Below are 25,043 nucleotides of genomic sequence, written 5' to 3' on the forward strand. Positions count from 1 at the left end.
AACACGCATTGTCGCTATCAGGGTCAATCTGCCAGTAGGCGCACGGGTGTGCGGTAACGCGCATACAAAAAAAGTGTTTTCCACTATTTTTCGGTAAACCGGGTGCTCAAAGACGCATGCTTTGATATCCGCTAATCATACACCGCACCTGGCTATCGGAAAGATTGGATCGAGTCATCAGGCGCTTTTGTGAAGGAACGATCATGTCCGAATACGATCCGAACAAACACAATCCGAGCGAAAGCGCCCCATCCTTGAGCGAAGCCCTCACGCTTACCGGTACATCGTCCGTCGTGGACAAAAATACCTCACCATCAAGTGGCGCAAACGCCATTCAGGGCGGCATCCAATCGCAGTGCCAGAGCGAGCATGACCGCGAAGTCCCGGAAGTGGATCTGATGTCCCCCCTGACCATACGCGGCGTCACTTTCCGCAACCGGGTCGTGATGTCGCCCATGTGCATGTATTCGGCGCAGGACGGCTTTGCCAATGAATTTCACTTTGTTCACCTCGGTAGCCGCGCAATCGGCGGCGTGGGGCTCGTGTTTGTCGAAGCCACCGCAGTAACCGCCGAAGGACGCATTTCGCCTGGAGACATGGGAATCTGGAAAGACGAGCATATCCAGCCGCTGGCGCGCATAGCACAGTTCGTGGAAACACAGGGCGCGGTCCCTGCCATCCAACTCGCTCACGCCGGACGCAAGGCAAGTTGCGATATGCCATGGGCGGGTGGGCGCAGCCTGAAAACAGCCGCAGAAGGCGGGTGGCCGGTTATCGGGCCCAGCGCCCTGCCTTTCGACGCGAAAGATCCAATCCCGGCCGCTATGTCGGAATCGGATATCGAGCATTGCATCGATGCCTGGGAAGCAGCAACCCGACGCGCGCTGGCGGCTGGCTTCAAGGTGATCGAGCTTCACGCCGCGCATGGCTACCTGCTGCATGAGTTTCTCTCGCCTATCAGCAATCATCGCACCGATGACTATGGAGGCAACCTGGAAAACCGCATCCGGCTTCTGCTGCGCGTTGCCGAGCGGATGCGCGGCGTTATTCCCCCGGAACTGCCTTTTTTCGTGCGAATCTCGGCAACAGATTGGGTAGATGGAGGCTGGGACATAGAGCAATCGATCGTTCTTTGCAGAGAGCTGAAGGCACTCGGCGTGGACCTGATCGACGTTTCCTCCGGCGGCACGACCCCCGATGCGAAGATTCCTGTCGCCAGGGGCTACCAGGTTCCACTTGCCCGGCACATTCGTGACGAAGTGGAAATCCTCACTGGCGGAGTGGGCTTGATTACCGATCCCCAATATGCGGATGAAATCATCACCAGCGGCCAGGCCGATCTCGTTTTTATCGGACGGGAATTGCTGCGGGAGCCCTACTGGGCCCTTAAAGCGCAGCACTTAATGGGAGTGGAGCCCATATGGCCGACCCAGTACGGCTATGCGGTGAAGCGGCGAGCTAAATAAGTTTGAGGGGAAGAGACTGCAATACTAGCTACTAGCTCACGGCATAGTTCAGCTCTGATTATCCGGCTATTTCCAGCATCTGGGCTTAGCATGACTCGTCGTAAAAGTTGCGCAGCACGGCTGCCTTCGGGAGAGTAACAATTGATAGCACAAGCCTGGCGGGCATAGGCGAACCTCCACTTCAGTGTTTCTTGTAGTTTTTGGAATCGGGGCTATATTTAATACCAGTGGTCCCGCCGTCTGGCGAGATTGCAATCCCTTCCTGAAACACTGTTTGGAGGTTTCCATGTTCCCTGAAATTACCTTAACCTCGGTTCGATCCCCTTCCGTCCCGGCAAGCTCGGGTATTCGCTCGGCTGGGGATAAACTGCGCTTTATGCGTTGCGGAACGGTCATGCTCGGCCTGATGATAGGCGCCGCTTCGGTTCATGCGGAGACAGTCAGCATCAGTGCCTTTAAAGATGCCACTATTTTCGGGACCTCGGATGGCGCTGATACCGGAAATGCCAGCGGGATGGGACCGGGTCTATTTACTGGAACCGATGGCCAGTTGAACGACAAGCGCACCCTGCTGCAGTTCGATCTGGCAGCGGCAAGCATTCCTGCCGGTTCAAAAATCGATAGTGTAACCATGAGCCTGTCCTTGGGGCTGGTCGGCGGCGGAAGCGGAGTGCCGCAGACTGTTCGGCTGTTTGACGTGGCCCAGAACTGGAGCGAAGGCAGCAGCGGTAGCCCGACCAGTAGCGGCATTTCCGGTTCCGGCCAAGGTTATCCCAGAGGAAATGGAGATTCGACCTGGGACTACTCCAATTACAACAGCGATCCGGCAATGGCCACCAAATGGCAGAGCGGTGGTAGCGACCTTCACGGTGGAAACTTCTCGTCTATCGAAAGCGCATCCACCGCTTTTACCACGTTTACCCCTGGATCAGTTCACACCTGGAGCTCGGCGGCAATGGCTGCGGATGTGCAGGATTGGCTTGACAACCCATCTCAGAATAACGGCTGGCTGTTGAAAAGCGACGAAGAAGGCATCCGGCAATCGCTCCTGGGCTTCTGGTCCAAGGATGGCGCGATGGCGGCGGGCGACGCTGCTCTCGCGCCAAAACTTGAAATCATCTATGCCCCAATACCCGAACCCGAAACCTATGCAATGCTCCTGGCAGGGCTTGCCCTGCTCGGGTGGCGGATGCGCCAGTTGAAGAGCTGATCAATCATTATGTCTGCGCCGGCAGGCTTTCTCGAAAGAAAACAGCTCAGCCTGTCCCCTGCTCAGAGGCCGTCGCGTACCGGGCGAGTTCCGCAGTATTCAAAACGCGCCGTGTATACTCAATCCTGATCCTGCAATATTATTAAAGATTAGGCGATTTCTGACTCATGGCTTCAGGAAAAAATATGACTTCGGCAAAAACCGCTGCCGCGATGTTCACGATAATGCTCTGCGTCGGAACACTGGAAGCACAGGCGCGCGACACGCATGACCCCGCCGGAAATGCGCTCAACGAAAAACTGGGCGATGTGAACTTCCCGGTTAGCTGCAACCCGGCGGCCCAGAAGGAATTCAACAGGGCCATGGCGCTATCCCATTCCTTCTGGTTCGACCCGGCAATCAAATCGTTTCAAACCGTGGTTCACCATGATCCCCAATGCGGCATGGCTTACTGGGGCATCGCCCTCATGTCCCTGGGCAATCCATTCGCCTGGCCGCCCAGCCCGAAAGCATGGAAGGCGGGGGCGTCAAGCGTGGCCGACGCGCAGCGACTGGGTGTCAAGAGCGAGCGCGAACGCGATTATATTCGCGCGTTGGCCGCGTTCTTCAAGGATTGGGACACGACAGATTACCGGACCCGGGCACTGGCTTTTGAAAAAGCGATGGAAGGCCTGGCAGCAAGCAACCCGGCCGATATGGAAGCAAGGATCCTCTATGCACTCGTGCTCAACGCTACTGCGGTGCCGATTGATAAAACCTTCGCCAACCAGCACAGGGCGGCGAATATTCTGGAGCCGTTATTCGAGAAGTATCCAGACCATCCCGGAGCCGCTCACTATCTGATCCATACTTATGATTATGCCGAGCTGGCTGAAAAGGGCCTTCCCGCCGCCAGAGCCTATGCCAACATCGCGCCATCGGTGCCCCATGCGCTCCACATGCCGTCGCACATCTTCAGCCGCCTTGGACTCTGGCATGAGATGGTGCAAAGCAATCAAGCCTCTTATGCTGCCGCCAAGAGTGAACTCAAGGAAGCGACCCTCGGCATTGGCACGTATGACGCACTGCACGCCATGGACTACATGGTTTTCGCACATCTCCAGCAAGCACAGGACAAGGCAGCCCGACGGCTGGTGGAGGAAGCGGCTTCAATCCGCCGGGTCAAGGTGGAGAATTTGCCGGCCGCATATGCCTTTGCCGCAATACCAGCCCGCTTCGCGCTGGAACGTGGTGATTTCGAAGGGGCTGCCGCGCTCGAACTATCGCCCGCCGAACTGGCATGGAACAAGTTCCCGCAAGCCGAAGCGATTCTCGTCTTTGCCCGAGGCCTGGGCGCCGCGCGCAGCGGGCACATTGCGGCCGCACGCGCAGATGTAGCGCGGCTGCAAGCACTCAAGGACATGATGAATGCGGTTAAACAGGACTACTGGGCAGGTCAGGCGGACTTTCAAATGAAGACAATCAATGCATGGCTTGCCCTTGCGGAGAAACGCAGCGACGAGGCGGAGCAGTTGATGCGTGCCGCCGCGAAAGCTGAAGAGGCCAGCGACAAGCACCCTGTGACTCCCGGGAACGTTGCCCCTTCTCGCGAACTGCTCGGGGAGATGCTGCTTGAACTCCACCGTCCGGCAGAGGCGTTTGCCGAATTCGAGCGTTCCCTGAAACGTGACCCCAACCTGTTACGAAGCATTTATGGTGCCGCTTGCGCTGCGGAAAGGTCAGGCAAGCTGAAGGAAGCGCGGGAGTATTATGCCAGGCTCCAGAATTTAGCCGCCGGTCATGATACCGAGCGCGCCGAACTAGTCCAGGCGAACGCCTTTCTGGAAAGACAGTAACGCAGGGCGGCACGTAGAGCGACCACCGAACTTTTTGAAATCTCGCGCTCTGCATTCCCCAGCGATGGGGAATGGAGTTCATGTAGCACGGTAAAAACGGCAATGGGGAAGGAAATTCCCGCTTGAGGCGATGCGCTTTACCCGTCATGGCTTGTGATCTGCGAAGCTTTGCGGGTGCAACGCACTTGAATTTCCTTTAAATCCCCTTTGCGCCGGCACAGATCAGTGCTCTCCTCGCCAAATCCCCTCCATGAAGCCCACGGTTTCGTAAGGGGGATTCCAGTGGATCCGTCAGGGCCGTGAATGTCCACGAACTCTCCCTTTCACGCTTTTGCCGATTTTAGTTCCGCATTCTCGGGGCCGAGTATGGCGTAACAGCGAGCTCTTTTTTTTAACCACATCGAGATACCTGGATTCATCATGAGGTGTGCGGTTTTTCCAGCAAGGAAAAGGACCCGAATCTACTTGAATGCCAGTGCGCGCAAGGCAGCTTGATGAGAGAATCATGGTTCGACTCATGTCCGCCCCCGTATCTGGATTCAGGGACCTTCAATACTAGACGTTTCGGAGAAAAAGAGAAATTGTCTCTAACAGATCTTAGAATAATTATTCACAAAGACTTAGCAGTTCTTGATTTAATCTATAGCATCTATAGCAGTAAGGAATTTTTATGGCAACTCCTCTAATTGCGTGAGAAGAATGGAAGCCTCACACCACAATTCCTGCAAAACTTTGCGTTCTCTTCCAATCCCGTTGTCAAGCACTCTGGGCACGTCCGGGTGTTTGGCTTGGGTGCAAATCGCTGGGCCGTCATTTCTGAAGTGATAATTCCAGTCGGAACAGCCAGAACGCTCCACCCAACCAGCATAGTGATTGAAGTGATCGCGCGCCCCAGATCAGTTTGGGGTGTAATGTCTCCAAATCCCACGGTTGTGACCGCTGTAATCGCGAAATAAACTGATGTAGGAATACTGCTAAATGGAGAATTTGGGCCTCCTTCGATTACATATAGCAACGTACCATTTACAACGACCACGATCGCTACCACGGACAGAAAGATCACAATCTTGCGCCTGCTCGCTAACAGTGCGCTACCTAGCAACGAGTACTCCTCTACATAGGCGGCAAGTTTCAAAAGGCGAAACATCCGTAGCAATCGCAGAAGGCGAAGATCGACTAATGCATGCAGCCCCGGGATGAAAAAAGCCGCATAGGTTGGAAGAATCGCGAGAAGATCCACTACTCCATAAAAACTTCTGGCGTAACGTACTGGATGTTTCACACATGCCAGCCGAGCGATATATTCGATTGTAAACGCAACGGTGAAAAACCACTCTAGAGCATTCAGGGCTGCAGCGTGTCGGCTGCTAATCGAGGAAACGCTGTCAAGCATAACCACAGCCACACTCAACAAAATGGCAGCAATCAGCGAAAAGTCGAACCATCGTCCAGCACGGGTTTCGGCCTCGAAGATAATTACAAAGAGACGATCGCGAAAACCAGACCCGGGTTTGCCAAAATAGGCCGCAAGATCGGTCTTCGCAATTGGGCGTGTCGGACTGCTTTTATGTTCCTTTTTATTCATGCTTAAGTCTCCGTAGCGGCATCGAGCAAGCACATCCCCTGGATCGCGTGATCCTCTAAAAGATGGGCATCCGTAACGTGCGTGTATCTGGGCTTGAGTTTATATTTGCAAAGCATTGCTGTTCCTTTATACAAAAACATAGGGAAGTTGGAAATTCAATAAAAAAAACAGATCCATTTCTTTAGCGGCGTTTCGGCGCGCGCTTGATTCCTATAACGATCCGAAGGAGAAGTTGTGACACCAACCGCCATTCAACTGATCAGCTCAGCGTTATTTGCTATTGCCATTTTGCACACCTTCTCCACCAAGTTTTTTGAGCGCCTGGCGCATACCAGACCTGTCCATGCCGGACTGTGGCACCTGCTGGGTGAAGTGGAAGTAGTGTTTGGCTTCTGGGCCTTAATTCTGATGATGGCAATGTTTGCCATCGATGGTTCAACGGTAGCAACGCGCTACATCGACTCCCGCAACTTCACCGAGCCGATGTTCGTCTTCGCCATCATGGTAATCGCCGGCACTCGTCCGATCCTGCAAACTGCAATGGTTGGGGTACGCATAGTGGCTCGCATCGTCCCCTTGCCCGGAAGCATGGGATTCTATTTCACGGTCTTGGCGCTGGTGCCCCTACTAGGTTCGTTTATCACCGAGCCTGCGGCTATGACGCTGGGTGCTTTGATCCTGGCCGATCGTATTTTTGCGAGAGGCATTTCATCGCGCCTCAAGTACGCCACGCTGGGTGTGTTGTTTGTCAATATTTCCATTGGGGGCACACTGACACCCTTTGCTGCACCGCCCGTGCTGATGGTAGCCGGAAAATGGAACTGGGATATTGCATTTATGATGTTGGCGTTTGGCTGGAAAGCCGCAATTGCAGTTACCTTGAATGCCGTCGGAGCAACGGCGCTGTTCCGCAAAGAATTGAGTCAACTGCAGTCTACGGACAATGGCGGGCACAGCGAATCGGTGCCTTTCGTCCTGGTATTTATCCATTTGGCATTTCTTGCGGGCGTCGTGGTGTTCGCTCATCACCCTGCGATATTCATGGGCTTATTCCTCTTTTTCCTCGGGGTGGCCCATGCTTATCAGCGTCACCAGGATCGCCTGATCCTGCGCGAGGGATTACTGGTCGCCTTCTTTCTGGCAGGCCTGGTCGTCTTGGGCGGGCAGCAGCAGTGGTGGCTACAGCCGGTTCTGATGAGCATGAGTAGTGACGCAGTATTCTTTGGCGCGGCCATTCTGACCGCATTCACTGACAACGCAGCCCTGACCTACCTCGGCTCCTTGGTCGAAGGTCTGTCCAATGACTTCAAGTATGCCTTGGTCGCTGGAGCAGTCACGGGGGGCGGCCTGACTATCATCGCCAACGCTCCTAATCCAGCTGGAATCGCCATCTTGCGCGGGCACTTTGAGGATGAAACGGTTCATCCATTGGGGTTGTTATGGGGCGCACTACCGCCAACCATCATTGCGGCGCTGGCATTCCGCTATCTGTGAGTACCTTCGACGCGATTGTACGTTGCGTATCCTCGAATATCGTGTTTTATTGGCAAAAGTATTGTGCATCCTTGAGGCAGGTGTAACAAGTTATGGCCGTGCCTCTCTCCACGGAAGGACTTAAATTAGCCAAAAAGATACCCAAGCGAAAGTTCAAGGGGAATACTCCCTCACAGCAATAATCTTTACCCAGAAGAGCGGGCTCCAGTTCGATTCGGAAAATATCCCTGCTGCTAAAGTCGCGGCAGCAGTGACGAGGGGAGGGATCAGCAGGAGCCAGGCGGTTTCCTTTCCGCCTCGTGCCTGGATATGCTTCCGAGGCCAGGCGGGCGGCTGGCTTTTGAACCAAAGCCGGTAGAGGATCGGCAAAAAGTAGATTGCGTTAAGCACGCCTGAAGCGGTTAGAACCCATTCGGCCCAGATTATGTTCGCCTGTTGCGCGCCCTCGCTGAGATAAGATTTACTAACATAGCCTGCGGTAAGTGGTGCCCCCATCATTCCTAATGCCGCAATACTGAAAGCTGCCGAGGTCAACGGCATGCGCCTCCCGGCGCCATTCATCCCGCTTATCTTGTGAACGCCCAGAGTTTCAGCGTAATTGCCGGCACAGAAAAAGAGGGTGATTTTCATGATGCCCTGATGAACGAGATGAACTACGCCGCCAACCGTACTAATCAGGCCTAACATGGCAGTGCCGAGGATGATATAGGAGATCTGGCTGATCGTGGAATAGGCCAGCCGACGTTTGAGATTATCCTGCCAGATAGCACGCAATGAGCCCCAGACGATCGTCACCGCAGCTGCTACGGCAAGAGGAGGAAGTACACCGAGCGATTCGGAAAACTCCGCGCCATAAACCTCGTACACTACCCGCACGATGCCGAACGCTCCCGCCTTCACCACGGCTACCGCATGCAAAAGGGCAGAGACAGGCGCTGGGGCTACCATTGCCTGCGGAAGCCAGCCATGCAAGGGAACAATGGCGGCCTTTACGCCTAATCCGGCGATAAGCAAGACAAAAATTATTTTAAGTTGACCGTCGTATTCGGATCCCAGCGAGGCAACAGTGCCCCCATAGGTGAAATCGACCTGTCCCAGCAGATCGTAGAGCCAGACCACACCTGTAAGCAGGACTGCGCTGCCCGTGAGTGTGTAGGCCAGATATGTGTTTCCGCCACGGATGGCGACATCAGTGCCGCGGTGAACGATCAGCGGATAGGTGGACAGCGTCAGCAACTCGTAGAAGAAAAAGAACGTGAATAGATTGGCTGCCATGGCTATACCCACGGTAGCGGTCACACAGAGACTGAAAAAACCAAAAAACCGGCTGCGGTGGGGTGAGTCCTCCAGATAGCCGATGGCATAAAGTGTAGTCAGTAGCCAAAGCGCTCCTGACAGGCTCACGAACAGTATCGCCAGTGCGTCTGCTTTAAGCGCCAGATCCAGTCCGGGCAGAACAGTGTGACGGAAATGATAGCTCTGATTATCCATCACCCCCCATATCATGTAACCGATGAGCAACAGCTTGATTATCGCGCCTGCGAGGTTCAATGCCGTGCGCAGGCGGAAACGTGTTTCCGCCAGAAAAAATATGATCAGTCCCGGTACAAGCGAACTTCCAAGCACGAGCAGCGGCAGGGCTTCATTGAGGTTCATCGGATCCCCAGCAGGATTAGCACCTCGGCAGATCGCACCCCCAGCAGCAGGCTCATCAGCGCGAGCGTGAAAGCGGACCACTCCAGCGCTCGTGCCGGCGAATTGAATCGCGCCCCTGCCTCCATGGGTAAGAAAGCCCGGCGCAGCACACGGCAAACGTAAGCCGCGCTCAGGAGTCCGCCTGAGATCATTACGACAACCCAGCCCCACTGCCCGCTGTTTAGGGCACCGTCGATCAGCAGCCACTTGGCAATAAACCCACCCGAGGGAGGGAGACCCGCAAGCGTGATGCCACCGAGGGCGAAAGCGAATATGCTCACCGGAAGACGACTGGCTACGCCTCCCAGGCCGCCGATGTCATCTCGTCCCAGAGACAGAATCACCGTGCCTGCTGCAGCAAACATGGCCGCCTTCGCCAGAGCGTGTGTCACCACCTGCATCACACCGCCCTGCAAGGCACTTTCGGCCGCTTCCTGGCTGGTGACGGTAACAAGGGGAAACAACAGAAAGAGATACCCGATCTGGGCCACCGTAGAATAAGCTATCAGCATCTTTAGCCGCGTCTGACTCAACGCCATGGCGGAACCCCAAAGTATGGCCGCCATGCCCAATAAGCCCAGCAGTTGTGCTGCAGCCGTCGTCACGAGCGGTGCGAACGGCTGCAGCCACAGGCGCAGGATGAGATAAAACGAGGCCTTGACGACCAGGGCGGAGAGCAAAGCCGAAACCGGTGCAGGCGCTTCGCCATGCGCTGGGGGCAGCCAGAAATGAAATGGGAACAGGGCCGTTTTGAGCAGCAGGCCCACGAGCATCGCTCCCACAGCAACGAATACGGCGGATGGCGCTTCGGCTTCGATGAGGGGCGCAAGCACAGCTATGGACACGGTGCCATAGGTGCCGTACACCAACGCCACACCCAGCAGGAACAATCCGGAGCCCATCAGGCCGGCCAAGAGGTAACGCATGGCTGCCCCGACTGACTCCGTGCCACCTCTTGCTGCTACCAGTCCCACCGCCGTCAGGCCCAGCAGTTCCAGCGTAACGTAGATGTTGAAGATATCGGCGGACAGGAACAGGGCGTTCATGGCCGCAAGCAGATAGCCTGTCAGAGGCCAGAAATAGCTGACACCTTCGGGGTGAGCAATGAAATAGGCTCGGGCATAAACGACGAGCAACAGCACGACCACCTGAGTAAGCAGGAGCAGGATGGCGCTCAGCCCATCCGCATACAGATCGATACCAAGGGGTGCGCCCCAGCCGCCTACGGCATGGCTTTGTACCCCGCTGATGCTAATCTGCATGGCAAGCTTTACCGCCAGGCCCGTTTGAACTGCAAGGCCTGCTAAGGCAAGCCGCCCGCCGCGTCCAGGACCCCTCAGAAAAGCCAGGGATGCCCAGACAAGCGGGACCAGGATTAGCCAGGGTATGACATCAGGCATCCGGTCCGTCCCGGGCAGCATCCTCCCCAGGTACAGGTAACTGCATTTTACCCGTGAGATCAAGCAGGCGCCGCGCCAGCGCCAGCGCCAGCCCGGTAGCAGCGACAGACACGACGATGCCGGTGAGAACCATGGCCTGAGATACGGGGTCGGGGGAACCTCCACGCTGACCCAGACCCACCAGTATCAGAAAGATGCCACTACCCATGATATTGAACGCAATTATTTTGCGCAGCAGATGGGGCTGAAGGAGTAACCCGGCCACACCCATCACGAACAGTGCGGCACCTGTCAGAGGGAACAGGAGTGCCGTGCTCATCTTTCGGTCCCGCGGGTATCATCGTCATCGGCAAGTGTCAGGAACGTTCTCGCAAGGATAAGCCCGAGCGAAAAAGTGAGTCCAGCTTCAATAAACAGAATTAGAAGTCCTGCCCAGTCGTCCGGATACTGCAGCAAACTGCCTTGTTGCCTTGTTATCGTCCCCGCTGCCGCCACGGCGAAGAAGAATAGCAGACCGGCCAGCAACCCTATCCGCGATGCAGGTCCCGGTAGGCCGGTCGTGTGAAGCATGCTGGCCAGTCTGAGCAACACGCTTGCTGCTGCCAGCACAGCGGCGGCCTGAAAAGCGCCACCCGCCCGATATGCTCCCGCCCATAACAGATACCCCGCGACCATGATTGCCAGCGGGACGACCACACGCGTCAGCCATTGCAGAACCTCAATCTGCATTGGAACAGAACAGGGCTTTGTGGTTATGTGCTGCAAATTTCGCCCTTTCGCCTGAGTCAGCATGGCGGTCAGGGCCACGAACAGCACGACCACTTCCAGCAACGTGTCATATCCCCGGAAATTCAGCAGCACTGCTGTCACTGGATGGATTACTCCGCTTTCAGCAAGTTTTTCGTTCACCTGTACCGCCAGATGAACATGAGGCGCCGGCAGGTCCAGCATCACCAGGAATAAAAGCAGTCCGAAGGCAATGCAGAGAATAATGATGAATGTGACGGCCAGTTGCCTCATTTCAATTTGTTCCGCTGCTTTGCGTGCCACTGACCGACTCCGTTGAGCAGAAGCGCCCCTGTGATGCCGGCACCTATGATCGTCTCCGTCAGGGCGAGGTCAGGAGCGTCGAGCCGCACCCAGGCGAGAGCCATGAACAGGCCAAAAACGATAAAAAGTACAATGCTTCGAAACAGGTTTCTAGAAACGAGTGACTGTAACCCGCTCCAAAGCAGCGCCGTCACCAGAAGCAGATCGAGCGCCAGAACGCTCATTTTTCGGACTCCGACGCATCCCACGGGACAATACCTCGATTAAATGCGCGCTGAGCTATGAGAAAGTTTGCCGTCGCACTAGCGAGCAGTGCCAACAGCCAAATTAGTATGAGTTTCAAAGCCGGGAGCACACCGGGCGCCTGAATCAACAGGCCCAGCACGGTAAAACCCAGGCCCAGATTGTCGACCTTGGCCAAGGCATGCAATCGTGTATAGACATCAGGGAAGCGTAGCAAGCCGATGGTGCCAGCTAAAAAGAAGACCGATCCGATCAGGAAAAGAATATTGCTCAACAGTTCAGGAACGTCCATTTTCTTCTTCCCGTTCTTGGTTCCAGCCTCGCTGAACGAAGGCCACGCCGATAACCGCGCCAAGCAATGCCAATGTCAGCGCGATATCCACCAGAACCGGCGCATCTTCCGCATAGGCGAGCAGCAACAGCAACGCCACGCCGGTGGTGCCAAAAAGCAGGGCTGCCAGCATGCGGTCGGCGGGGGTGGGGCGACGCGTCACTCTCAACAGGGCAACCAGAAGATTGGCAAGGAGAAAAATCGCCAAGATCAACGCTAACTCGCTCATGATTGATCCAGACTTAGACCCAGCATTTTGGCTATACGCTTTTCAGCAATACGGATTTCCCCTTCGATTGAACTGCGCATATCCAGGACGTGCAGCTGCAAAGTGCTTGCGTTCAAGCCTAGAACGAGAGTACCCGGTAGCAGATTTATTGTATTTATCAGGATCACCCGCCCTACACCATTGGGCAGGCGCAGGCTCACTGTCTCTATACCCGGATGAATATCAAGACGCGGCTGCACTGCCAGCAGCGCTACGCGCACCCCCGCGCGAAAGGATTTGCTGATGAAATAAATCAGGAAGAAGACTAGGCCGAGCGGAGAAAACCGTATGGCTCCCACCGGCAGTACGGCGAGACTCGCTGCTAAGGCCAAGGCGGTGCTGATCGCGCCTACACCCCAACTGCCGACATTACCTTCCGCGAGTATGCACCATAGCATTGCAAGCAACACACTGCGCCAAAGGATGGCTCCAAGGATCATGTGTCAAATTCTCCGCGCCATTCTCTGCGAATTAGCCGTCTGCGGGGGTGGGCTCCACCTGCTCCACCACCAGTATGTCGCAACCCGCTTCCTGGATCACCTGCCTTGTAACACTTCCCAGCAGCATATCTTCCCACGCAGATTGCCCGTGCTTGCCGGTAACAACGAGATCCGCTCCTAGTGATGCTGCTCTTGCCGCAATCATGGTTGCGGGAGGGCCGAACTCTATGATTAGAGACCCATCCAAGCCTTGCCATTCAGAAACAAATTCTCTTAGTTTCTGATCCTTTTGTGCTCTCAACTGCGCACGGTACGCGAGAATCGTATCTTCGCTTACCTTGTCAAAGCGCATCTTTGCTTCAAGGGGAGCCTCGAACGCGTGCAAAACCGTTAACTTTGCATGCGGAGCAATCTGCATCGCGATCTTTATCCCGCGTCTGGAAGACTCGGAGAAATCCACTGCGACCAACACCTGCTGATAAGATGACTGAGGTTCCTGCTTCACAATCAGCACAGGGCGATCCAGCAGGCGCAGTACCTTATCTACAGTCGAACCGACGAACATTTTTCGTATGAAGCTTCCTCCGTGAGCGCCCAGCACAACCAACCTCGCTTCTATAAATTTGGCATGGCGGACGATCGCAGTATGAACGCGTCCAACATCCACTGTCGTTGTAGTAACCGCTATACCGTAATGCTCATGAAGAGTACGTGCAGTTTCCGCAATTTTCTTACCCGTTGATTCCTCATAAGAGTGAGTTATGTTATGCAGAGATTCAAATGCTGAAGGATCCTCTATATGTAGCACATCCAGCGGTTCACAGTTCAGTTCGCGTACCATCATGGCGGCGCGAGCTTCCGCGCGGCGAGCAAGCAAGGACATGTCGGTAGCAACCATTATTCTCTTCATTGAATGCATGCGAAGCCTCCGTTATTACCAATCCCGCAGCAATATATGGCTGCTGTGTTTGGGACAGCCTGAAAAGTATCGGCTCTCGCGGCGTTGACTACTTGATTAACTACCCGCCCATCGGAAGTTAAGCTAACTGCAACTGCACTTTTTATTGATGCTTACTCAGCTTCATAGCATGGAAGTATTGATGTTTCAAGCGGAGGTAATTTTGCATCAAACTAAATGAACGCTTTACCCGATGCTGCACGGTCTGAGAAGAAGGACTATCTGACCTCACGCCGCGAATTGCTCCTTGGATCGTCATATACTCGAACTCAAATTGCTCTTGGCGGTGCGTATGCTTATCTCAGGAAGAGATAGCGGATTTATAGGTGAATTGGGTTGTAATTATTGGTCGTATTGCCTATTTCCACAAATCCTTGCGGTCCCCTACACCGGCGCGCGCTGCTCCGCGAAACCGTAAAGATCCCAATTCACTTTGGCCTTGCCCTGATCATTGCGCTGAATATCATCAATATCCGTGACGAACCATTTCTTCATTCATTGTTCAGATACATGATTCGACCCGATGATTTTTACAAATCCACTCAGCTAAAGAAAGCAAGGGTACCAACGTGATAAGCTGTGATATGCGCACTCCCTTCAATCACACAGGAATCTCAAATGAAAGATTTGCAAGAAGCCACCGTGAAAATATGTGAACTAAAGGGCGAGAATCTCGCATTACTGGCTTTGCTTGCCTGTCTGGTTAAAGCTTCATCACCATATGAACGGAAAGCGTTTCCGGAGGCATTCGAAAAAGAACTGGAATCCGCCCGCATCGAGTGGTTGAATTCAGATGTTTCAGAGTATGTCTCTGTTGGGATGGAGAACATGGCAGCTGGGATTCATTCTTTATTAGCCAGCCAGAGCCGGGTCTAAAAATCCATGAAGACATTTATGCGCGCCCTCTTTTTATCTCTCGTGCTCGGCATTGCACAACCTGCTCTTTCGCATGAGACGAAGTGGCGGACCATTAGTGAAGAAGCAATATCACTTTACAAGAAAGGCGACTATGAAAGGGCAGTGGCTGCTGTCAAGAAGTCTATCGCAGTAGCGGAAAAAGAATATGGCGCTAACCATCCCGATACTGCGACGAGCTTGAATAACCTCGCGGAGCTCTACCGAGGCCACAGCAAATATGCCGAGGCGGAACCGTTCTACAAACGCGCGCTGGCAATCAGGGAGAAATTCTTCGGCCCCCGCCATTCCCTCGTGGCTATGAGCCTTAATGGCCATGCTGAACTGTACCGGGCCCAGAATCGGTTCGCAGAGGCAGAGCCACTCTACAAACGTGCACTGGCCATACGGGAGAAGTCTCTCCGACCTGACCATCCGGATATGGCACAAACCATGAACAACCTCGCAGAACTCTATTGTGTTCAGGGCGACTACAGGGCAGCAAAACCCCTCTACGAGCACTCAGTGGCGATACGGGAAAAAGTGCTTGGCGTCGAGCATCCCGGCATGGCCACGGGCCTTCACAACCTGGGATTGATCTATCAAATGGAAAGCCGATATGCGCAAGCGGAGCAGCTGTACAAGCGCGTACTGGCAATTCGGGAAAAATCGCTCGGCTCAAGTCATCCTGGCGTGGCCCAGGACTTGAGCTACCTGGCCGAACTCTATTACGCACAAGGTCAATATGCACTGGCCGTGCCCCTCTACAACCGCGCGCTGACTATCCATGAGAAACTGCTCGGTCTCGACCATCCCGATGTAGGCCATGACCTGAGCCGTCTCGCAGAACTCTATCGCGCGCAGGGCAAGCACGCCGAGGCCCAGCCGTTCTATCAGCGCTCAGTTGCAGTCTTCGGAAAAGCCGGGGGTTCCCATCGTCTCAGCATGGCAACAAGCCTGAGCAACCTCGCATTCTTCCACCATACCCAAGGGCAGTACGCAGAGGCCGAGCCGCTCTACAAGCGCGCACTGGCCATCTTCGAGACATCTGGCAGCGCAGACCACCCCAACGCAAAGCTAAGCCTGGATAACCTAGCAAAGTTGCACCGTGCCACCGGTCAGTCCGATATCGTTGTCGGTACAGGTCGACGGGTAGCGGGCTTCTCAAGCATAGCCGAGTAGACTCAGTCCTTGCCCCCCTGACAAAGCGCTCGGAACTGCCATGTTTTACAAATTAATGGTGAATTCACTTTCCCACCGCGCCGCTTAGCCTCAAGAAACAGGCATGTGAGCTAGCCCTTCAATCTCGCAAAAGCCGCAGCCATTGCATTAGCGGGCTTTGGTTCCGGTTTTTGCTGTTGCTGTTCAGGCCGGGGTAAATCATCCTTCCGGCCAACACGTTGTTCAGGTTTGTTCTCGCGTTGGGACCGTTGCCCCACGGCATCCGTCAGCCTCATGGTCAGCGCGATCCGTTTACGCTTTTCATCAATCTCCATCACCTTGACCTTTACGACCTGCCCAACCTTGACGACAGAATGGGGGTCTTTCACGAATCTGTCTGCAAGGGAGGAAATGTGCACCAGCCCATCCTGATGCACGCCGATATCGACGAATGCGCCGAACGCGGCGACGTTGGTCACCACGCCTTCCAGTATCATATCCGCACGCAGATCCTTGATCTCGTTCACACCCTCTTTGAATACTGCGGTGGTGAATTCCGGGCGCGGGTCGCGGCCCGGCTTTTCGAGTTCGCTCAAGATGTCAGTGATTGTCGGTATGCCGTACTTTTCATCCGCATACTTTGATGGATTCAGCGAATGCAATAATTTGTTGTTACCGATGACGGTCTTGATGTCCTGCTTCAAATCGGCAAGGATTTTCTGAACGAGCGGATACGATTCGGGATGCACTGCCGAGGCATCAAGCGGATTATCGCCATGCATGATGCGCAGGAAGCCTGCCGCTTGCTCAAAGGTCTTTTCCCCGAGACGCGGAACATCGCGCAAAGATGCGCGTGAGGTGAACATGCCCTTCATGTCGCGATAGGCGACGATGCTTTGCGCAACCGTACTGTTGAGTCCCGAAACCCGCTCCAGTAGAAGCTGCGAGGCCGTGTTCACATCCACTCCCACAGCATTGACGCAGTCCTCGACTACCGCGTCGAGCGAGCGCGCCAAATGGGTTTGCCCAACGTCGTGCTGATATTGGCCGACACCGATGGATTTTGGATCGACCTTTACCAGTTCCGCCAGTGGATCCTGCAAGCGGCGAGCAATGGAAACCGCACCGCGCAGGGACACATCCATGCCGGGCAGTTCTCGCGAGGCGAACTCGGAAGCGGAGTAGACCGATGCGCCCGCTTCCGACACCACGACCGAAGTCAGCTTGAGCTCGGGGCGCAGCTTGATCAAGTCTTTTGCCAGCTTGTCGGTTTCCCGCGACGCGGTGCCGTTGCCGATGGAAATCAGCGACACCTTATATTTTTCAGCGAGCTTTTCCAGAACATGAAGCGATCCATCCCAGTCATTCTTTGGCTGATGCGGATAAATAACGGCGGTTTCCATGACCTTGCCCGTCGCGTCCACCACCGCCACCTTCACGCCAGTGCGCAAGCCGGGGTCGAGGCCGATCGTGACTCGCGGCCCGGCGGGGGCGGCTAATAGCAGCGCTTTCAGGTTGCGGGCAAATACGTCGATGGCCTCGGTTTCGGCGCGCTTGCGCAGAGCGCTCATCAACTCGGTTTCCAGATGAACGAAACTTTTAACGCGCCAGGTCCAGCGCACAGTATCGCTCAGCCATGCGTCAGCTGGACGGTCCTGATTCCGGATACCGAAGTGTGCAGCTATACGCGCTTCGCAGGGGTTGTGCGGCGCGTCCCATTTCGCCTTTTCCGCTTCTGAATCCAGGCGCAGGCCGACACTCAGGATTTCCTCCCGTCTGCCGCGGAACATCGCCAGGGCACGGTGGGAAGGGATGGTGCTGATCGTTTCCGAATAGTCGAAATAATCCGCAAACTTCGCGCCGGCCTCTTCTTTGCCGGGCTCTTTACCATTGGCGATTTTTGACTCGACCACGCCGTGCGCCAGCACATATTCGCGCAGCCACTGCAATAATGTCGCATCTTCCGCAAAACGTTCCATCAGGATTTGACGCGCACCATCCAGCGCGGCCTGGACATCTTCCACACCGGGGTTATTACCCTGATCGGTGGTAAACGCGGGCTTCAGGTATTTGCCGGCCTCGTCCTCGGGGTTTAGCAGGGGATTCTGCAGCAGCGAATCCGCCAGCGGCTGCAGCCCCGCCTCCACCGCAATTTGCGCCTTGGTGCGGCGCTTTTTCTTGAAAGGCAGATACAGGTCTTCCAGCCGCACCTTATCTTCTGCATTCGAAAGCGAAGCCATCAGGGCCGGTGTCATTTTGCCCTGCTCTTCGATTGACGCGATAATCACGGCGCGCCGATCCTCCAATTCGCGCAGATAGCGCAGTCGTTCTTCCAGCAGGCGCAGTTGAATGTCGTCCAACCCGCCGGTCGCCTCCTTCCGGTAACGGGAGATGAACGGCACGGTCGCGCCTTCATCAAGCAAGGTGATAGCGGCTGCAACCTGTGAGGATTTGGCGGCAAGCTCAAGGGAAAGGCGTTGTTCGATTGATGGCAGCATAAGAGATCGTAATAGTATTCTTAAAATAACGATTCGCCGAAAAGGGATGAGGACGAGTAAGGATCAGGGGGCGCCCAAGTCACTGCCATATGCTGATATCTTGGAAAGATAGCATGTGAATTACCACGGATCGCCGCATGCCACCGCACTGTTTTCGACACGACGTTATGGTTTTCGTGAAATCAATGCATTGTATCCTGCTGGGGCGTCGCTTTCTTCCCTCTGTCAACTCGCTCGCGGTACATTCCCGCCCGTATAATCAGCATCGCGGTGAGGGGCGACGTAGCCACGACAAACAGTGTAATCAGTATCTCCTGAAAAACGAGCCGGCCCGCCGATATTGAGGCAATCAATATCGACGCCAGCAACACACAGCCCAGGCCAAGCGTATTGCCCAGGGTAGGCCCATGTATTCGCGAAAATAAATCAGGTAGCCTCAGCAAGCCGGCTGATCCGATCAGAGCCAGCACCGAACCCAATACCAGCAGCGATGAAGCCAGCAAGTCTGCCCACGCTGGAATGTTCTCGACACTCATGGCTCGATTACCTCTCCGCGCAGCAAAAACTTCGCCATCGCGGCCGAGCCGACAAAACCAAACAAGGCGATCAAAAGGGCAATGTCGAAATATAACCTGGCCCCGTACTGGATGCCCAGCGTCAGTACCGTCATCATGCTATTGACGTACAAGGTGTCCAGGGCCAGCACGCGATCTTCCGCCGCCGGTCCTCGCAGCAGGCGGATTGCGGCGCAGATCATGGCAAATGCGAAAGCAATCAAGGCAAAGGATATCGCCCATGGCAGCAGTGCAGTCATTCGAAAATCTCCATCAGTGGACGCTCGTAGCGGTACTTGATCGTGCGGACCCAGGCTTCCTCATCCTGTAGATCCAGCACATGAATCGTCAAGGCGCGGCCGTCGGCCGAAAGCCCGGCCCAGACGGTGCCGGGCACTGCCGTGATTATACAGGCGAGCACCGCAAGCCCGTATGGATCGCGCAGATCCATCGGAATCTTCATGAAGCCTGAATTGGAGCGCCGTTTTACTGACCCCAGGATAATGCCTGCTACAGCGAAATTGGAGCGGATGATATCGCCCACCACCACGAAGAGCAACCGGATCGCGGCGAATAGATGGTGAGGCCTTGCGCGTAGTGGCCGCATGGCCGCCGTTCCAAGCGCAACGGCGATCGTCAGTACCAGCCCCAGGACCATCTGGCCGGGCGCAAAAGTATCGTTGAGCAGGAGCCAGAAGCCGTACAGGGACGCTGTGAACAGCGTCAGCGATGGCCAGCCCTTCATTGCCCACCTCCCTTTATTTCATGTGAAACAATTGGGGGACCACCGGTCAATACCGCGTCGATGTACATCTGCGGCGAGGACAAAGAACTACCGGCAAGAGTCAGGTAATCCATGGCCGGACCCACCCCTGCAGTCAGCGCTGCGGTCAATAGCAGCAGCACAGCCACCGGGGCGGCTTCGATCAGGCGCAACTGGGGTGTAACGATCTCCTCCGAACTCCAGAATAGCCGCACGCCCATGTGGCATAGTGCGATAACGCCAATCAGGCTCGACCCAAGCACTGCAGCCCACAACACCCATACCGATACGGGCAGTGTCGCGAGTAGTGGAGAATCCAGCGCCGCTGACAGAAGCAGGAACTTGGCAATGAAGCCCGAGAGCGGCGGAAGCCCGGTTACCAGGAGCGTACACGCAATGAAACTCATACCCAGAAACGCCATGGCAGCCGGTATCACGATTCCCACGTCTTCATCAGGAAGCGAGGGATCAATCTGGTCTTCCGGGCCAAACGATTCAAACGGTTCAGCCTGGGCACCCTCGCCTGACCGCTGCGTGCGCTCGATCATCTCGGTCAGCATGAAAAAAGCACCGGTCGCCAGCACCGAACTGACAAGATAAAACAGTGCCGCACTCTTCATCCCGGCCCCGCCGAGCCCGAGAGCTGTCAGCAGGGTGCCGGCGGACGAAATGACGCAATATGCTACAAGCCGCTGCGGTTGACGAGCGGTCAACGTGCCGGCGGTGCCCAGCGCAAGCGTTATCAATCCAATTCCAAACAGCCAGCCATCGCTGAAGGGAGCCGGCGCGCCGGCACCGGATGGGCCGGCCAGCAAGGATCCCAGCCGCAGCAGCGCGTAGACGCCGACCTTGGTCATGATCGAAAATATTGCCGCCACCGGGGGGGCGGCAGCGCCGTAAGCAGACGGAAGCCAGAAGTTCAACGGCCAAGCGCCAGCCTTGAGTAGAAACGCCACGCCCAGGATCGCCGCACCAATTTCAAATAAAATGCGGTCACCCTCCGCCAGTGCCGGCAGGCGGGCAGCGAGGTCCGCCATGTTCAGCGTTCCACTTGCGCCGTAGATCAAGGAAATACCGATCAGAAGGATAAAGGACCCAGCCAGATTGATGGCGATGTAATGCAGGCCTGCCCTGACCCGGACCTCTCCCAGCCCGTGCAGGACCAGGCCGTAGGAAGCAGCCAGCAGCACTTCGATAAACACGAACAGATTGAAAAGATCGCCGGTAAGGAATGCGCCGTTTATCCCCATGACAAGGAACTGGAACAACGATTGAAAATGCGGCCCCATCTTCTTCCAGCGCGCCAGCGCGTACACCAGTGACGTCAGCGCCAACACTGCATTGAGCAGCAGCATTACCCCCGATAAGCGATCCAGCACCAGCACGATGCCGAACGGCGCGTCCCAGCCACCCAGCAGGTAAACGGCGATCCCCTCGGGCCAGAGCCCGGGCATCGCTCCGCTTGCCACATAGGCCAGCCCAGCCGCCGCCCCCAGATTTGCGAGTGTGGCAATAAGCGCGATAATGGTGCGTGTGGTGCGCCGCGCTTCGACGAACAGCAACATCGACGCACCCGCCACCAGCGGGATGACTATCGGAAATACGGGAAGATGCTGCAGCAGCTGCGTCCAATCGTTCATGGTTCCGACTCATCGCCATCAACGTGATCGGTGCCTGTCAAGCCGCGAGAAGCGAGCAACACGACCAGAAACAGCGCTGTCGTAGCAAAGCCGATCACGATCGCTGTCAGCACCAGCGCCTGGGGCACTGGATCGTCGTAAAGGGATGGATCGATCTGCTTGAGCGTATCGATGATGGGGGCGCCGCCTTCCATGATCCGTCCCATACCGAAAATGAACAGATTTACCGCGTACGAAAGCAAAGAGAGGCCCATGATGACCTGGAAAGTACGCGGACGCAGCAGCAGCCATACGCCCGACCCTGTCAATACACCGATGGCCAAAGCATAGGTAATTTCCATTAGCCCTCCTTAGGGGCTGGGGCCGGGGCCCAGGCATGCGAGATCGGGTGTGGCTGCGCAAGGTCGGCTGTAATCTCCGCCACGCGGGGCGTAGCTGCCGGCACCGCGGCCTCAGGTTCCTCATGAGCAGTGGCTGGCTTGCGGTGTCCGCGCCGCGATTGGTGGGCGAGCGCCACCAGGATCAGCACCGTGGCGCCAATCACCAACAGAAAGACACCCAGATCAAACAGCAATACGGTGGAAAGATGCACCTCCCCGATCACAGGCAAGCGCGCATGCCAAGCCATGGCTGACAGAAATGGGCGCGATACCAGCCAGGCTGACAAGCCTGCTCCCGCCGCGCATAACAGCCCGGCGGAGATCCAGTATTGCGGGAAAATGCGGGTACGGGATTCCGCCCAGGCAGTGCCTCCCACAAGGTACTGCAGAATAACCGCCGTTGCCACGATCAGTCCGCCCACAAACCCGCCACCGGGTTCATTATGCCCACGCAGTAGAAAAAAAACCGCCACCATGCCGGAAATCGGCAGCAGCAACTGCACGAGCACACCGGGCAGCATCATCGGTCCCTCGGGCAGCAAGGCACGCGGATCTGGCGTCCACCCGGGGATTTGCGCGTCCTGCACCTGCTGCTGGACCGGTAGCCCCATGCTCTCGGGAGCCGGTCTGAATCGCCGCAGCAGCGCGAAGACGGTCAATGCCACGATGCCCAGTACCGTGATCTCGCCGAGCGTATCAAAGCCGCGAAAATCGACAAGGATCACATTGACCACGTTGGAGCCGCCGGCCAGCGGCAGTGAATTTTCCAGGAAGAAGTTCGAAATGCCCTCCCCCGCCTGCCTGGTCAACACTGCATAGCTCAACGCGGATAAGCTTGCCCCGGCAACAAGGGCCAGCGCCATGTCGCGGAGCCGCCGGGTTCGGGCGCGGAGACGCGTCTGGAGCGGAACGACTTTATCGTCAACGGATTTATAACGCGGCGGAAGCCAGCGCAACCCAAGCAGGAGCAGGACAAGCGTTACCACCTCCACAATAAGTTGCGTCAGCGCCAGGTCAGGTGAGGAAAACCAGGCAAAAGTCATGCAGGTGGCCAGCCCGGCGCCACCCGACAGGCTCAGCGCTGCCAGGCGATGATACTTGGCCTGCGTTGCTGCGCCTATTGCACAAGCCCCGCCGACCAGCCACATGAGCGCGAATGCGGGATGGACCGGCGCCACGGGCTGGTTGCCCGCCGGCAATCCCCCATTTGAGAATGGTATCAACGCACTCGCAAATACCGCGCAAATCAGAAGCAGCAATTGCACTTGCAGGCGCTCGGTGGACAAACATCGCGTCAAGGTCCCGGCGAATGATTCAAGTTTTTTTAGCAGGAATTGAAAAATGCTTTGCCCATCGAAACGATTGATCAGCGGCACCACCGCCGTGCCCTGCTGGTATTTGCCCAGAGCCCGATATAGCGCGACGCCGCCGGCCATTGCCAGCAGGCTCATGATGAGTGGCAGATTCAAGCCATGCCATACCGCCAGGCTATGAAATGGTATGCCCGGTCCCAGTACGGATCGCGACGCTATATCCAGGTAAGGCTCAATGGTTGCGGGAAACATCCCCACCACCAGACAGGCTGTCACCAGCAGCCCACTGGGAAGCAGCATCCAGCGTGGCGGCTCATGCGGCTTTTTTGGCAGATCTTTGGCTGCCGGTCCAAAAAATACTTGCAGGATAAACCGTAGCGAATACGCAACGCTGAACGTACCCCAAATCACAGCCATCGTAGGCAAGCCAATACGCGTAATCACATTACCGCTTACAAATGTGGTTTCAGCGAAAAACATCTCCTTGGAGAGGAAGCCATTGAACAATGGCACGCCCGCCATCGATGCCGCCCCAACCACGGCAAGCGTGGCGGTAATAGGCATCGCCCGATACAGTCCGCTCAGCCGGGAGAGGTCACGCGTCCCGGTTTCGTGGTCGACCATGCCCGCAGCCATGAACAACGAAGCCTTGAATGTCGCATGGTTCATAATATGAAATATGGCTGCAATCAACGCAAGCGTACTGTTGAGACCAAGCAGCAGCGTAATCAGGCCAAGGTGACTTATGGTCGAGTAAGCCAGCACGCCCTTCATGTCCTGTTGAAAAATCGCCGCATATGCGCCCAGCACCAGTGAGAAAAGACCTGCGCTGCCGATAATCCAGAACCAGGCTTCGGTGCCGGCGAGCACCGGCCATAACCGTACCAGCAGAAATACACCCGCTTTGACCATGGTCGCGGAATGCAGGTAGACAGATACGGGTGTTGGGGCCGCCATTGCATGCGGCAGCCAGAAATGAAACGGAAATTGAGCGCTTTTGGTCAGCGCGCCCAGCGCAATCAGGATCAGCGCCGGCAGATACCAGGAATGGGCACGGACAAGATTACCCGAAGCCAGCACGACGTCCAGATCGTAGCTGCCCACAATGCGCCCCAGTATCAGCATTCCCGCCAGAAGACACAGTCCGCCCGTCGCAGTGACGGTCAGCGCCATGCGGGCGCCGCGACGCGCGTCGGAACGGTGATACCAATATGCTATCAACATGAACGATGTCAGGCTGGTCAATTCCCAGAACACAACCAGTTGAATCAGATTGCCCGATAGCACCACGCCGAGCATCGCGCCCATGAAAGCGAGAAAGAACGAGAAAAAACGCGGTACCGGATCCTGTGCCGCCATGTAGTATCGCGCGTACAGTATTACCAGCGCGCCCATCACGGTTACCAGCATCGCAAAGAGCCATGCGAAGCCGTCCATGCGCAGCTTGAAATCCAGTCCCACCGCCGGCGCCCATTGAAATGTTGCCCGCACCACCTCCCCTTCGGCTATCTGGGGGTAGAACTGTATCCCGAGGGCAATACAGGCAACCGCGACGGTACCCGCGAGCCAGGCTGCCGCATTGCGGGCATGCGATGGGACAAATGCGGCACAGAGGCTGCCTGCGAACGGCAGAATGACGAGCCAGGCTAATGACATGATGCCCTGATATTGTTTACTCTGGAAAGCAGCGGCCGACCCCGCTTCATCCGCCACCCGGCAAAAAGGTCACGCACAAACGGATGCGTTCAAATACGGCTAAATGCGATGAGATGCAGTAAATCGCGGCAGAATACCGGGAAGGCAGGGAAAAATAGGGCACCGGCGATAAGTGAGGCTGATTCAGCGCATCATAGCGCGACCAGGGA

At 56.0% G+C, this 25,043-nt stretch carries 23 protein-coding genes; 6 read left to right on the plus strand and 17 right to left on the minus strand.

Annotated features, from left to right (window positions below):
* Nucleotides 1–203 precede the first annotated feature (203 nt).
* The 3 genes from BMZ14_RS04390 (at nt 204) to BMZ14_RS04400 (ending at nt 4,511) form a co-directional block, all read left to right on the plus strand.
* Nucleotides 204–1,466, plus strand: coding sequence for an NADH:flavin oxidoreductase/NADH oxidase (locus tag BMZ14_RS04390; RefSeq protein WP_256208379.1), 1,263 nt, complete (start codon nt 204–206; stop codon nt 1,464–1,466).
* Between the two features lie 286 nt (nt 1,467–1,752).
* On the plus strand, nt 1,753–2,676 hold the full coding sequence (locus BMZ14_RS15395; protein WP_074795038.1) for a DNRLRE domain-containing protein: 924 nt from the start codon (nt 1,753–1,755) through the stop codon (nt 2,674–2,676).
* A gap of 185 nt (nt 2,677–2,861) precedes the next feature.
* Nucleotides 2,862–4,511: a tetratricopeptide repeat protein gene (locus BMZ14_RS04400; protein ID WP_074795040.1), complete on the plus strand. Its 1,650-nt coding sequence runs from the start codon at nt 2,862–2,864 to the stop codon at nt 4,509–4,511.
* A 682-nt stretch (nt 4,512–5,193) separates the two neighbouring features.
* Here BMZ14_RS04400 and BMZ14_RS04405 read toward each other — a convergent pair.
* A complete protein-coding gene (locus BMZ14_RS04405; RefSeq protein ID WP_074795042.1) occupies nt 5,194–6,096 on the minus strand; it encodes an ion transporter in 903 nt (300 codons plus the stop codon).
* Nucleotides 6,097–6,330: 234 nt separating this feature from the next.
* Between BMZ14_RS04405 and BMZ14_RS04410 the strand changes: the two genes are divergently transcribed.
* On the plus strand, nt 6,331–7,590 hold the full coding sequence (locus BMZ14_RS04410; protein ID WP_074795044.1) for a putative Na+/H+ antiporter: 1,260 nt from the start codon (nt 6,331–6,333) through the stop codon (nt 7,588–7,590).
* A 153-nt stretch (nt 7,591–7,743) separates the two neighbouring features.
* Here BMZ14_RS04410 and BMZ14_RS04415 read toward each other — a convergent pair whose 3' ends face one another.
* The 9 genes from BMZ14_RS04415 to BMZ14_RS04455 are packed head-to-tail and all read right to left on the minus strand — an operon-like array spanning nt 7,744 to nt 13,936.
* Nucleotides 7,744–9,246 carry a complex I subunit 5 family protein gene (locus BMZ14_RS04415; RefSeq protein WP_074795046.1) on the minus strand — a complete coding sequence of 501 codons (1,503 nt, stop codon included), beginning with the start codon at nt 9,244–9,246 and terminating at the stop codon, nt 7,744–7,746.
* Nucleotides 9,243–10,685 carry a complex I subunit 5 family protein gene (locus BMZ14_RS04420; RefSeq protein WP_074795047.1) on the minus strand — a complete coding sequence of 481 codons (1,443 nt, stop codon included), beginning with the start codon at nt 10,683–10,685 and terminating at the stop codon, nt 9,243–9,245. Before BMZ14_RS04420 ends, BMZ14_RS04415 begins: the two co-directional genes overlap by 4 nt.
* The gene (locus BMZ14_RS04425; RefSeq protein WP_074795049.1) at nt 10,678–11,004 is read right to left on the minus strand and encodes an NADH-quinone oxidoreductase subunit K; all 327 of its coding nucleotides are present in this window, start codon (nt 11,002–11,004) and stop codon (nt 10,678–10,680) included. Before BMZ14_RS04425 ends, BMZ14_RS04420 begins: the two co-directional genes overlap by 8 nt.
* Nucleotides 11,001–11,735: an MnhB domain-containing protein gene (locus BMZ14_RS04430; protein ID WP_143071880.1), complete on the minus strand. Its 735-nt coding sequence runs from the start codon at nt 11,733–11,735 to the stop codon at nt 11,001–11,003. The genes BMZ14_RS04425 and BMZ14_RS04430 overlap by 4 nt, the downstream gene beginning before the upstream one ends.
* A complete protein-coding gene (locus BMZ14_RS04435; protein WP_074795053.1) occupies nt 11,702–11,959 on the minus strand; it encodes a Na(+)/H(+) antiporter subunit B in 258 nt (85 codons plus the stop codon). The genes BMZ14_RS04430 and BMZ14_RS04435 overlap by 34 nt, the downstream gene beginning before the upstream one ends.
* Complete coding sequence (gene mnhG / locus BMZ14_RS04440) at nt 11,956–12,270, minus strand: monovalent cation/H(+) antiporter subunit G (RefSeq protein ID WP_074795055.1); 315 nt, start codon at nt 12,268–12,270, stop codon at nt 11,956–11,958. The genes BMZ14_RS04435 and mnhG (BMZ14_RS04440) overlap by 4 nt, the downstream gene beginning before the upstream one ends.
* Nucleotides 12,257–12,538, minus strand: a complete 282-nt coding sequence (locus BMZ14_RS04445) for an MrpF/PhaF family protein (protein WP_074795057.1) — start codon at nt 12,536–12,538, stop codon at nt 12,257–12,259. The genes mnhG (BMZ14_RS04440) and BMZ14_RS04445 overlap by 14 nt, the downstream gene beginning before the upstream one ends.
* Complete coding sequence (locus tag BMZ14_RS04450; RefSeq protein WP_074795059.1) at nt 12,535–13,017, minus strand: Na+/H+ antiporter subunit E; 483 nt, start codon at nt 13,015–13,017, stop codon at nt 12,535–12,537. Before BMZ14_RS04450 ends, BMZ14_RS04445 begins: the two co-directional genes overlap by 4 nt.
* A 31-nt stretch (nt 13,018–13,048) precedes the next feature.
* Complete coding sequence (locus BMZ14_RS04455) at nt 13,049–13,936, minus strand: universal stress protein (RefSeq protein WP_074795061.1); 888 nt, start codon at nt 13,934–13,936, stop codon at nt 13,049–13,051.
* Nucleotides 13,937–14,593: 657 nt separating this feature from the next.
* On the opposite strand from BMZ14_RS04455, the gene BMZ14_RS04460 reads away from it, so the two are divergent.
* Nucleotides 14,594–14,851: a hypothetical protein gene (locus BMZ14_RS04460; protein ID WP_074795063.1), complete on the plus strand. Its 258-nt coding sequence runs from the start codon at nt 14,594–14,596 to the stop codon at nt 14,849–14,851.
* Nucleotides 14,852–14,857: 6 nt separating this feature from the next.
* Complete coding sequence (locus BMZ14_RS04465; RefSeq protein ID WP_074795065.1) at nt 14,858–16,051, plus strand: tetratricopeptide repeat-containing protein; 1,194 nt, start codon at nt 14,858–14,860, stop codon at nt 16,049–16,051.
* A gap of 110 nt (nt 16,052–16,161) precedes the next feature.
* Here BMZ14_RS04465 and BMZ14_RS04470 read toward each other — a convergent pair whose 3' ends face one another.
* From BMZ14_RS04470 to BMZ14_RS04500, 7 genes are all read right to left on the minus strand, one after another.
* Nucleotides 16,162–18,528 carry a Tex family protein gene (locus BMZ14_RS04470; protein ID WP_074795067.1) on the minus strand — a complete coding sequence of 789 codons (2,367 nt, stop codon included), beginning with the start codon at nt 18,526–18,528 and terminating at the stop codon, nt 16,162–16,164.
* Between the two features lie 182 nt (nt 18,529–18,710).
* Complete coding sequence (mnhG, locus tag BMZ14_RS04475; protein ID WP_074795069.1) at nt 18,711–19,064, minus strand: monovalent cation/H(+) antiporter subunit G; 354 nt, start codon at nt 19,062–19,064, stop codon at nt 18,711–18,713.
* Nucleotides 19,061–19,342: a K+/H+ antiporter subunit F gene (locus BMZ14_RS04480; protein WP_074795071.1), complete on the minus strand. Its 282-nt coding sequence runs from the start codon at nt 19,340–19,342 to the stop codon at nt 19,061–19,063. Before BMZ14_RS04480 ends, mnhG (BMZ14_RS04475) begins: the two co-directional genes overlap by 4 nt.
* Complete coding sequence (locus BMZ14_RS04485) at nt 19,339–19,827, minus strand: Na+/H+ antiporter subunit E (RefSeq protein WP_074795072.1); 489 nt, start codon at nt 19,825–19,827, stop codon at nt 19,339–19,341. The genes BMZ14_RS04480 and BMZ14_RS04485 overlap by 4 nt, the downstream gene beginning before the upstream one ends.
* Nucleotides 19,824–21,485 (minus strand): monovalent cation/H+ antiporter subunit D, encoded by a 1,662-nt coding sequence (locus BMZ14_RS04490; RefSeq protein WP_074795074.1) that lies wholly within the window; start codon nt 21,483–21,485, stop codon nt 19,824–19,826. Before BMZ14_RS04490 ends, BMZ14_RS04485 begins: the two co-directional genes overlap by 4 nt.
* Nucleotides 21,482–21,826, minus strand: a complete 345-nt coding sequence (locus tag BMZ14_RS04495) for a Na+/H+ antiporter subunit C (RefSeq protein ID WP_074795076.1) — start codon at nt 21,824–21,826, stop codon at nt 21,482–21,484. The genes BMZ14_RS04490 and BMZ14_RS04495 overlap by 4 nt, the downstream gene beginning before the upstream one ends.
* Nucleotides 21,826–24,834, minus strand: coding sequence for a monovalent cation/H+ antiporter subunit A (locus tag BMZ14_RS04500; RefSeq protein WP_074795573.1), 3,009 nt, complete (start codon nt 24,832–24,834; stop codon nt 21,826–21,828). Before BMZ14_RS04500 ends, BMZ14_RS04495 begins: the two co-directional genes overlap by 1 nt.
* Nucleotides 24,835–25,043 lie beyond the last annotated feature (209 nt).

Source organism: Nitrosospira briensis (genome assembly GCF_900115125.1).
In the GTDB taxonomy this organism is placed as follows: Bacteria; Pseudomonadota; Gammaproteobacteria; order Burkholderiales; family Nitrosomonadaceae; genus Nitrosospira; species Nitrosospira briensis_A.

Excerpts from the sequence above, each read along its gene's own strand:
- BMZ14_RS04485 (WP_074795072.1), bottom strand. The coding sequence starts at position 19,827 with ATGAAGGGCTGGCCATCGCTGACGCTGTTCACAGCGTCCCTGTACGGC.
- BMZ14_RS04425 (WP_074795049.1), bottom strand. The coding sequence starts at position 11,004 with ATGAGCACGGCACTCCTGTTCCCTCTGACAGGTGCCGCACTGTTCGTG.
- BMZ14_RS04455 (WP_074795061.1), bottom strand. The coding sequence starts at position 13,936 with ATGCATTCAATGAAGAGAATAATGGTTGCTACCGACATGTCCTTGCTT.
- mnhG (WP_074795055.1), bottom strand. The coding sequence starts at position 12,270 with ATGGACGTTCCTGAACTGTTGAGCAATATTCTTTTCCTGATCGGATCG.
- BMZ14_RS15395 (WP_074795038.1), top strand. The coding sequence starts at position 1,753 with ATGTTCCCTGAAATTACCTTAACCTCGGTTCGATCCCCTTCCGTCCCG.
- BMZ14_RS04400 (WP_074795040.1), top strand. The coding sequence starts at position 2,862 with ATGACTTCGGCAAAAACCGCTGCCGCGATGTTCACGATAATGCTCTGC.
- BMZ14_RS04405 (WP_074795042.1), bottom strand. The coding sequence starts at position 6,096 with ATGAATAAAAAGGAACATAAAAGCAGTCCGACACGCCCAATTGCGAAG.
- BMZ14_RS04460 (WP_074795063.1), top strand. The coding sequence starts at position 14,594 with ATGAAAGATTTGCAAGAAGCCACCGTGAAAATATGTGAACTAAAGGGC.
- BMZ14_RS04465 (WP_074795065.1), top strand. The coding sequence starts at position 14,858 with ATGAAGACATTTATGCGCGCCCTCTTTTTATCTCTCGTGCTCGGCATT.
- BMZ14_RS04495 (WP_074795076.1), bottom strand. The coding sequence starts at position 21,826 with ATGGAAATTACCTATGCTTTGGCCATCGGTGTATTGACAGGGTCGGGC.
- mnhG (WP_074795069.1), bottom strand. The coding sequence starts at position 19,064 with ATGAGTGTCGAGAACATTCCAGCGTGGGCAGACTTGCTGGCTTCATCG.
- BMZ14_RS04450 (WP_074795059.1), bottom strand. The coding sequence starts at position 13,017 with ATGATCCTTGGAGCCATCCTTTGGCGCAGTGTGTTGCTTGCAATGCTA.
- BMZ14_RS04435 (WP_074795053.1), bottom strand. The coding sequence starts at position 11,959 with ATGAGCGTTCTGGCGCTCGATCTGCTTCTGGTGACGGCGCTGCTTTGG.
- BMZ14_RS04470 (WP_074795067.1), bottom strand. The coding sequence starts at position 18,528 with ATGCTGCCATCAATCGAACAACGCCTTTCCCTTGAGCTTGCCGCCAAA.
- BMZ14_RS04500 (WP_074795573.1), bottom strand. The coding sequence starts at position 24,834 with ATGTCATTAGCCTGGCTCGTCATTCTGCCGTTCGCAGGCAGCCTCTGT.
- BMZ14_RS04480 (WP_074795071.1), bottom strand. The coding sequence starts at position 19,342 with ATGACTGCACTGCTGCCATGGGCGATATCCTTTGCCTTGATTGCTTTC.
- BMZ14_RS04420 (WP_074795047.1), bottom strand. The coding sequence starts at position 10,685 with ATGCCTGATGTCATACCCTGGCTAATCCTGGTCCCGCTTGTCTGGGCA.
- BMZ14_RS04490 (WP_074795074.1), bottom strand. The coding sequence starts at position 21,485 with ATGAACGATTGGACGCAGCTGCTGCAGCATCTTCCCGTATTTCCGATA.
- BMZ14_RS04390 (WP_256208379.1), top strand. The coding sequence starts at position 204 with ATGTCCGAATACGATCCGAACAAACACAATCCGAGCGAAAGCGCCCCA.
- BMZ14_RS04445 (WP_074795057.1), bottom strand. The coding sequence starts at position 12,538 with ATGAGCGAGTTAGCGTTGATCTTGGCGATTTTTCTCCTTGCCAATCTT.
- BMZ14_RS04415 (WP_074795046.1), bottom strand. The coding sequence starts at position 9,246 with ATGAACCTCAATGAAGCCCTGCCGCTGCTCGTGCTTGGAAGTTCGCTT.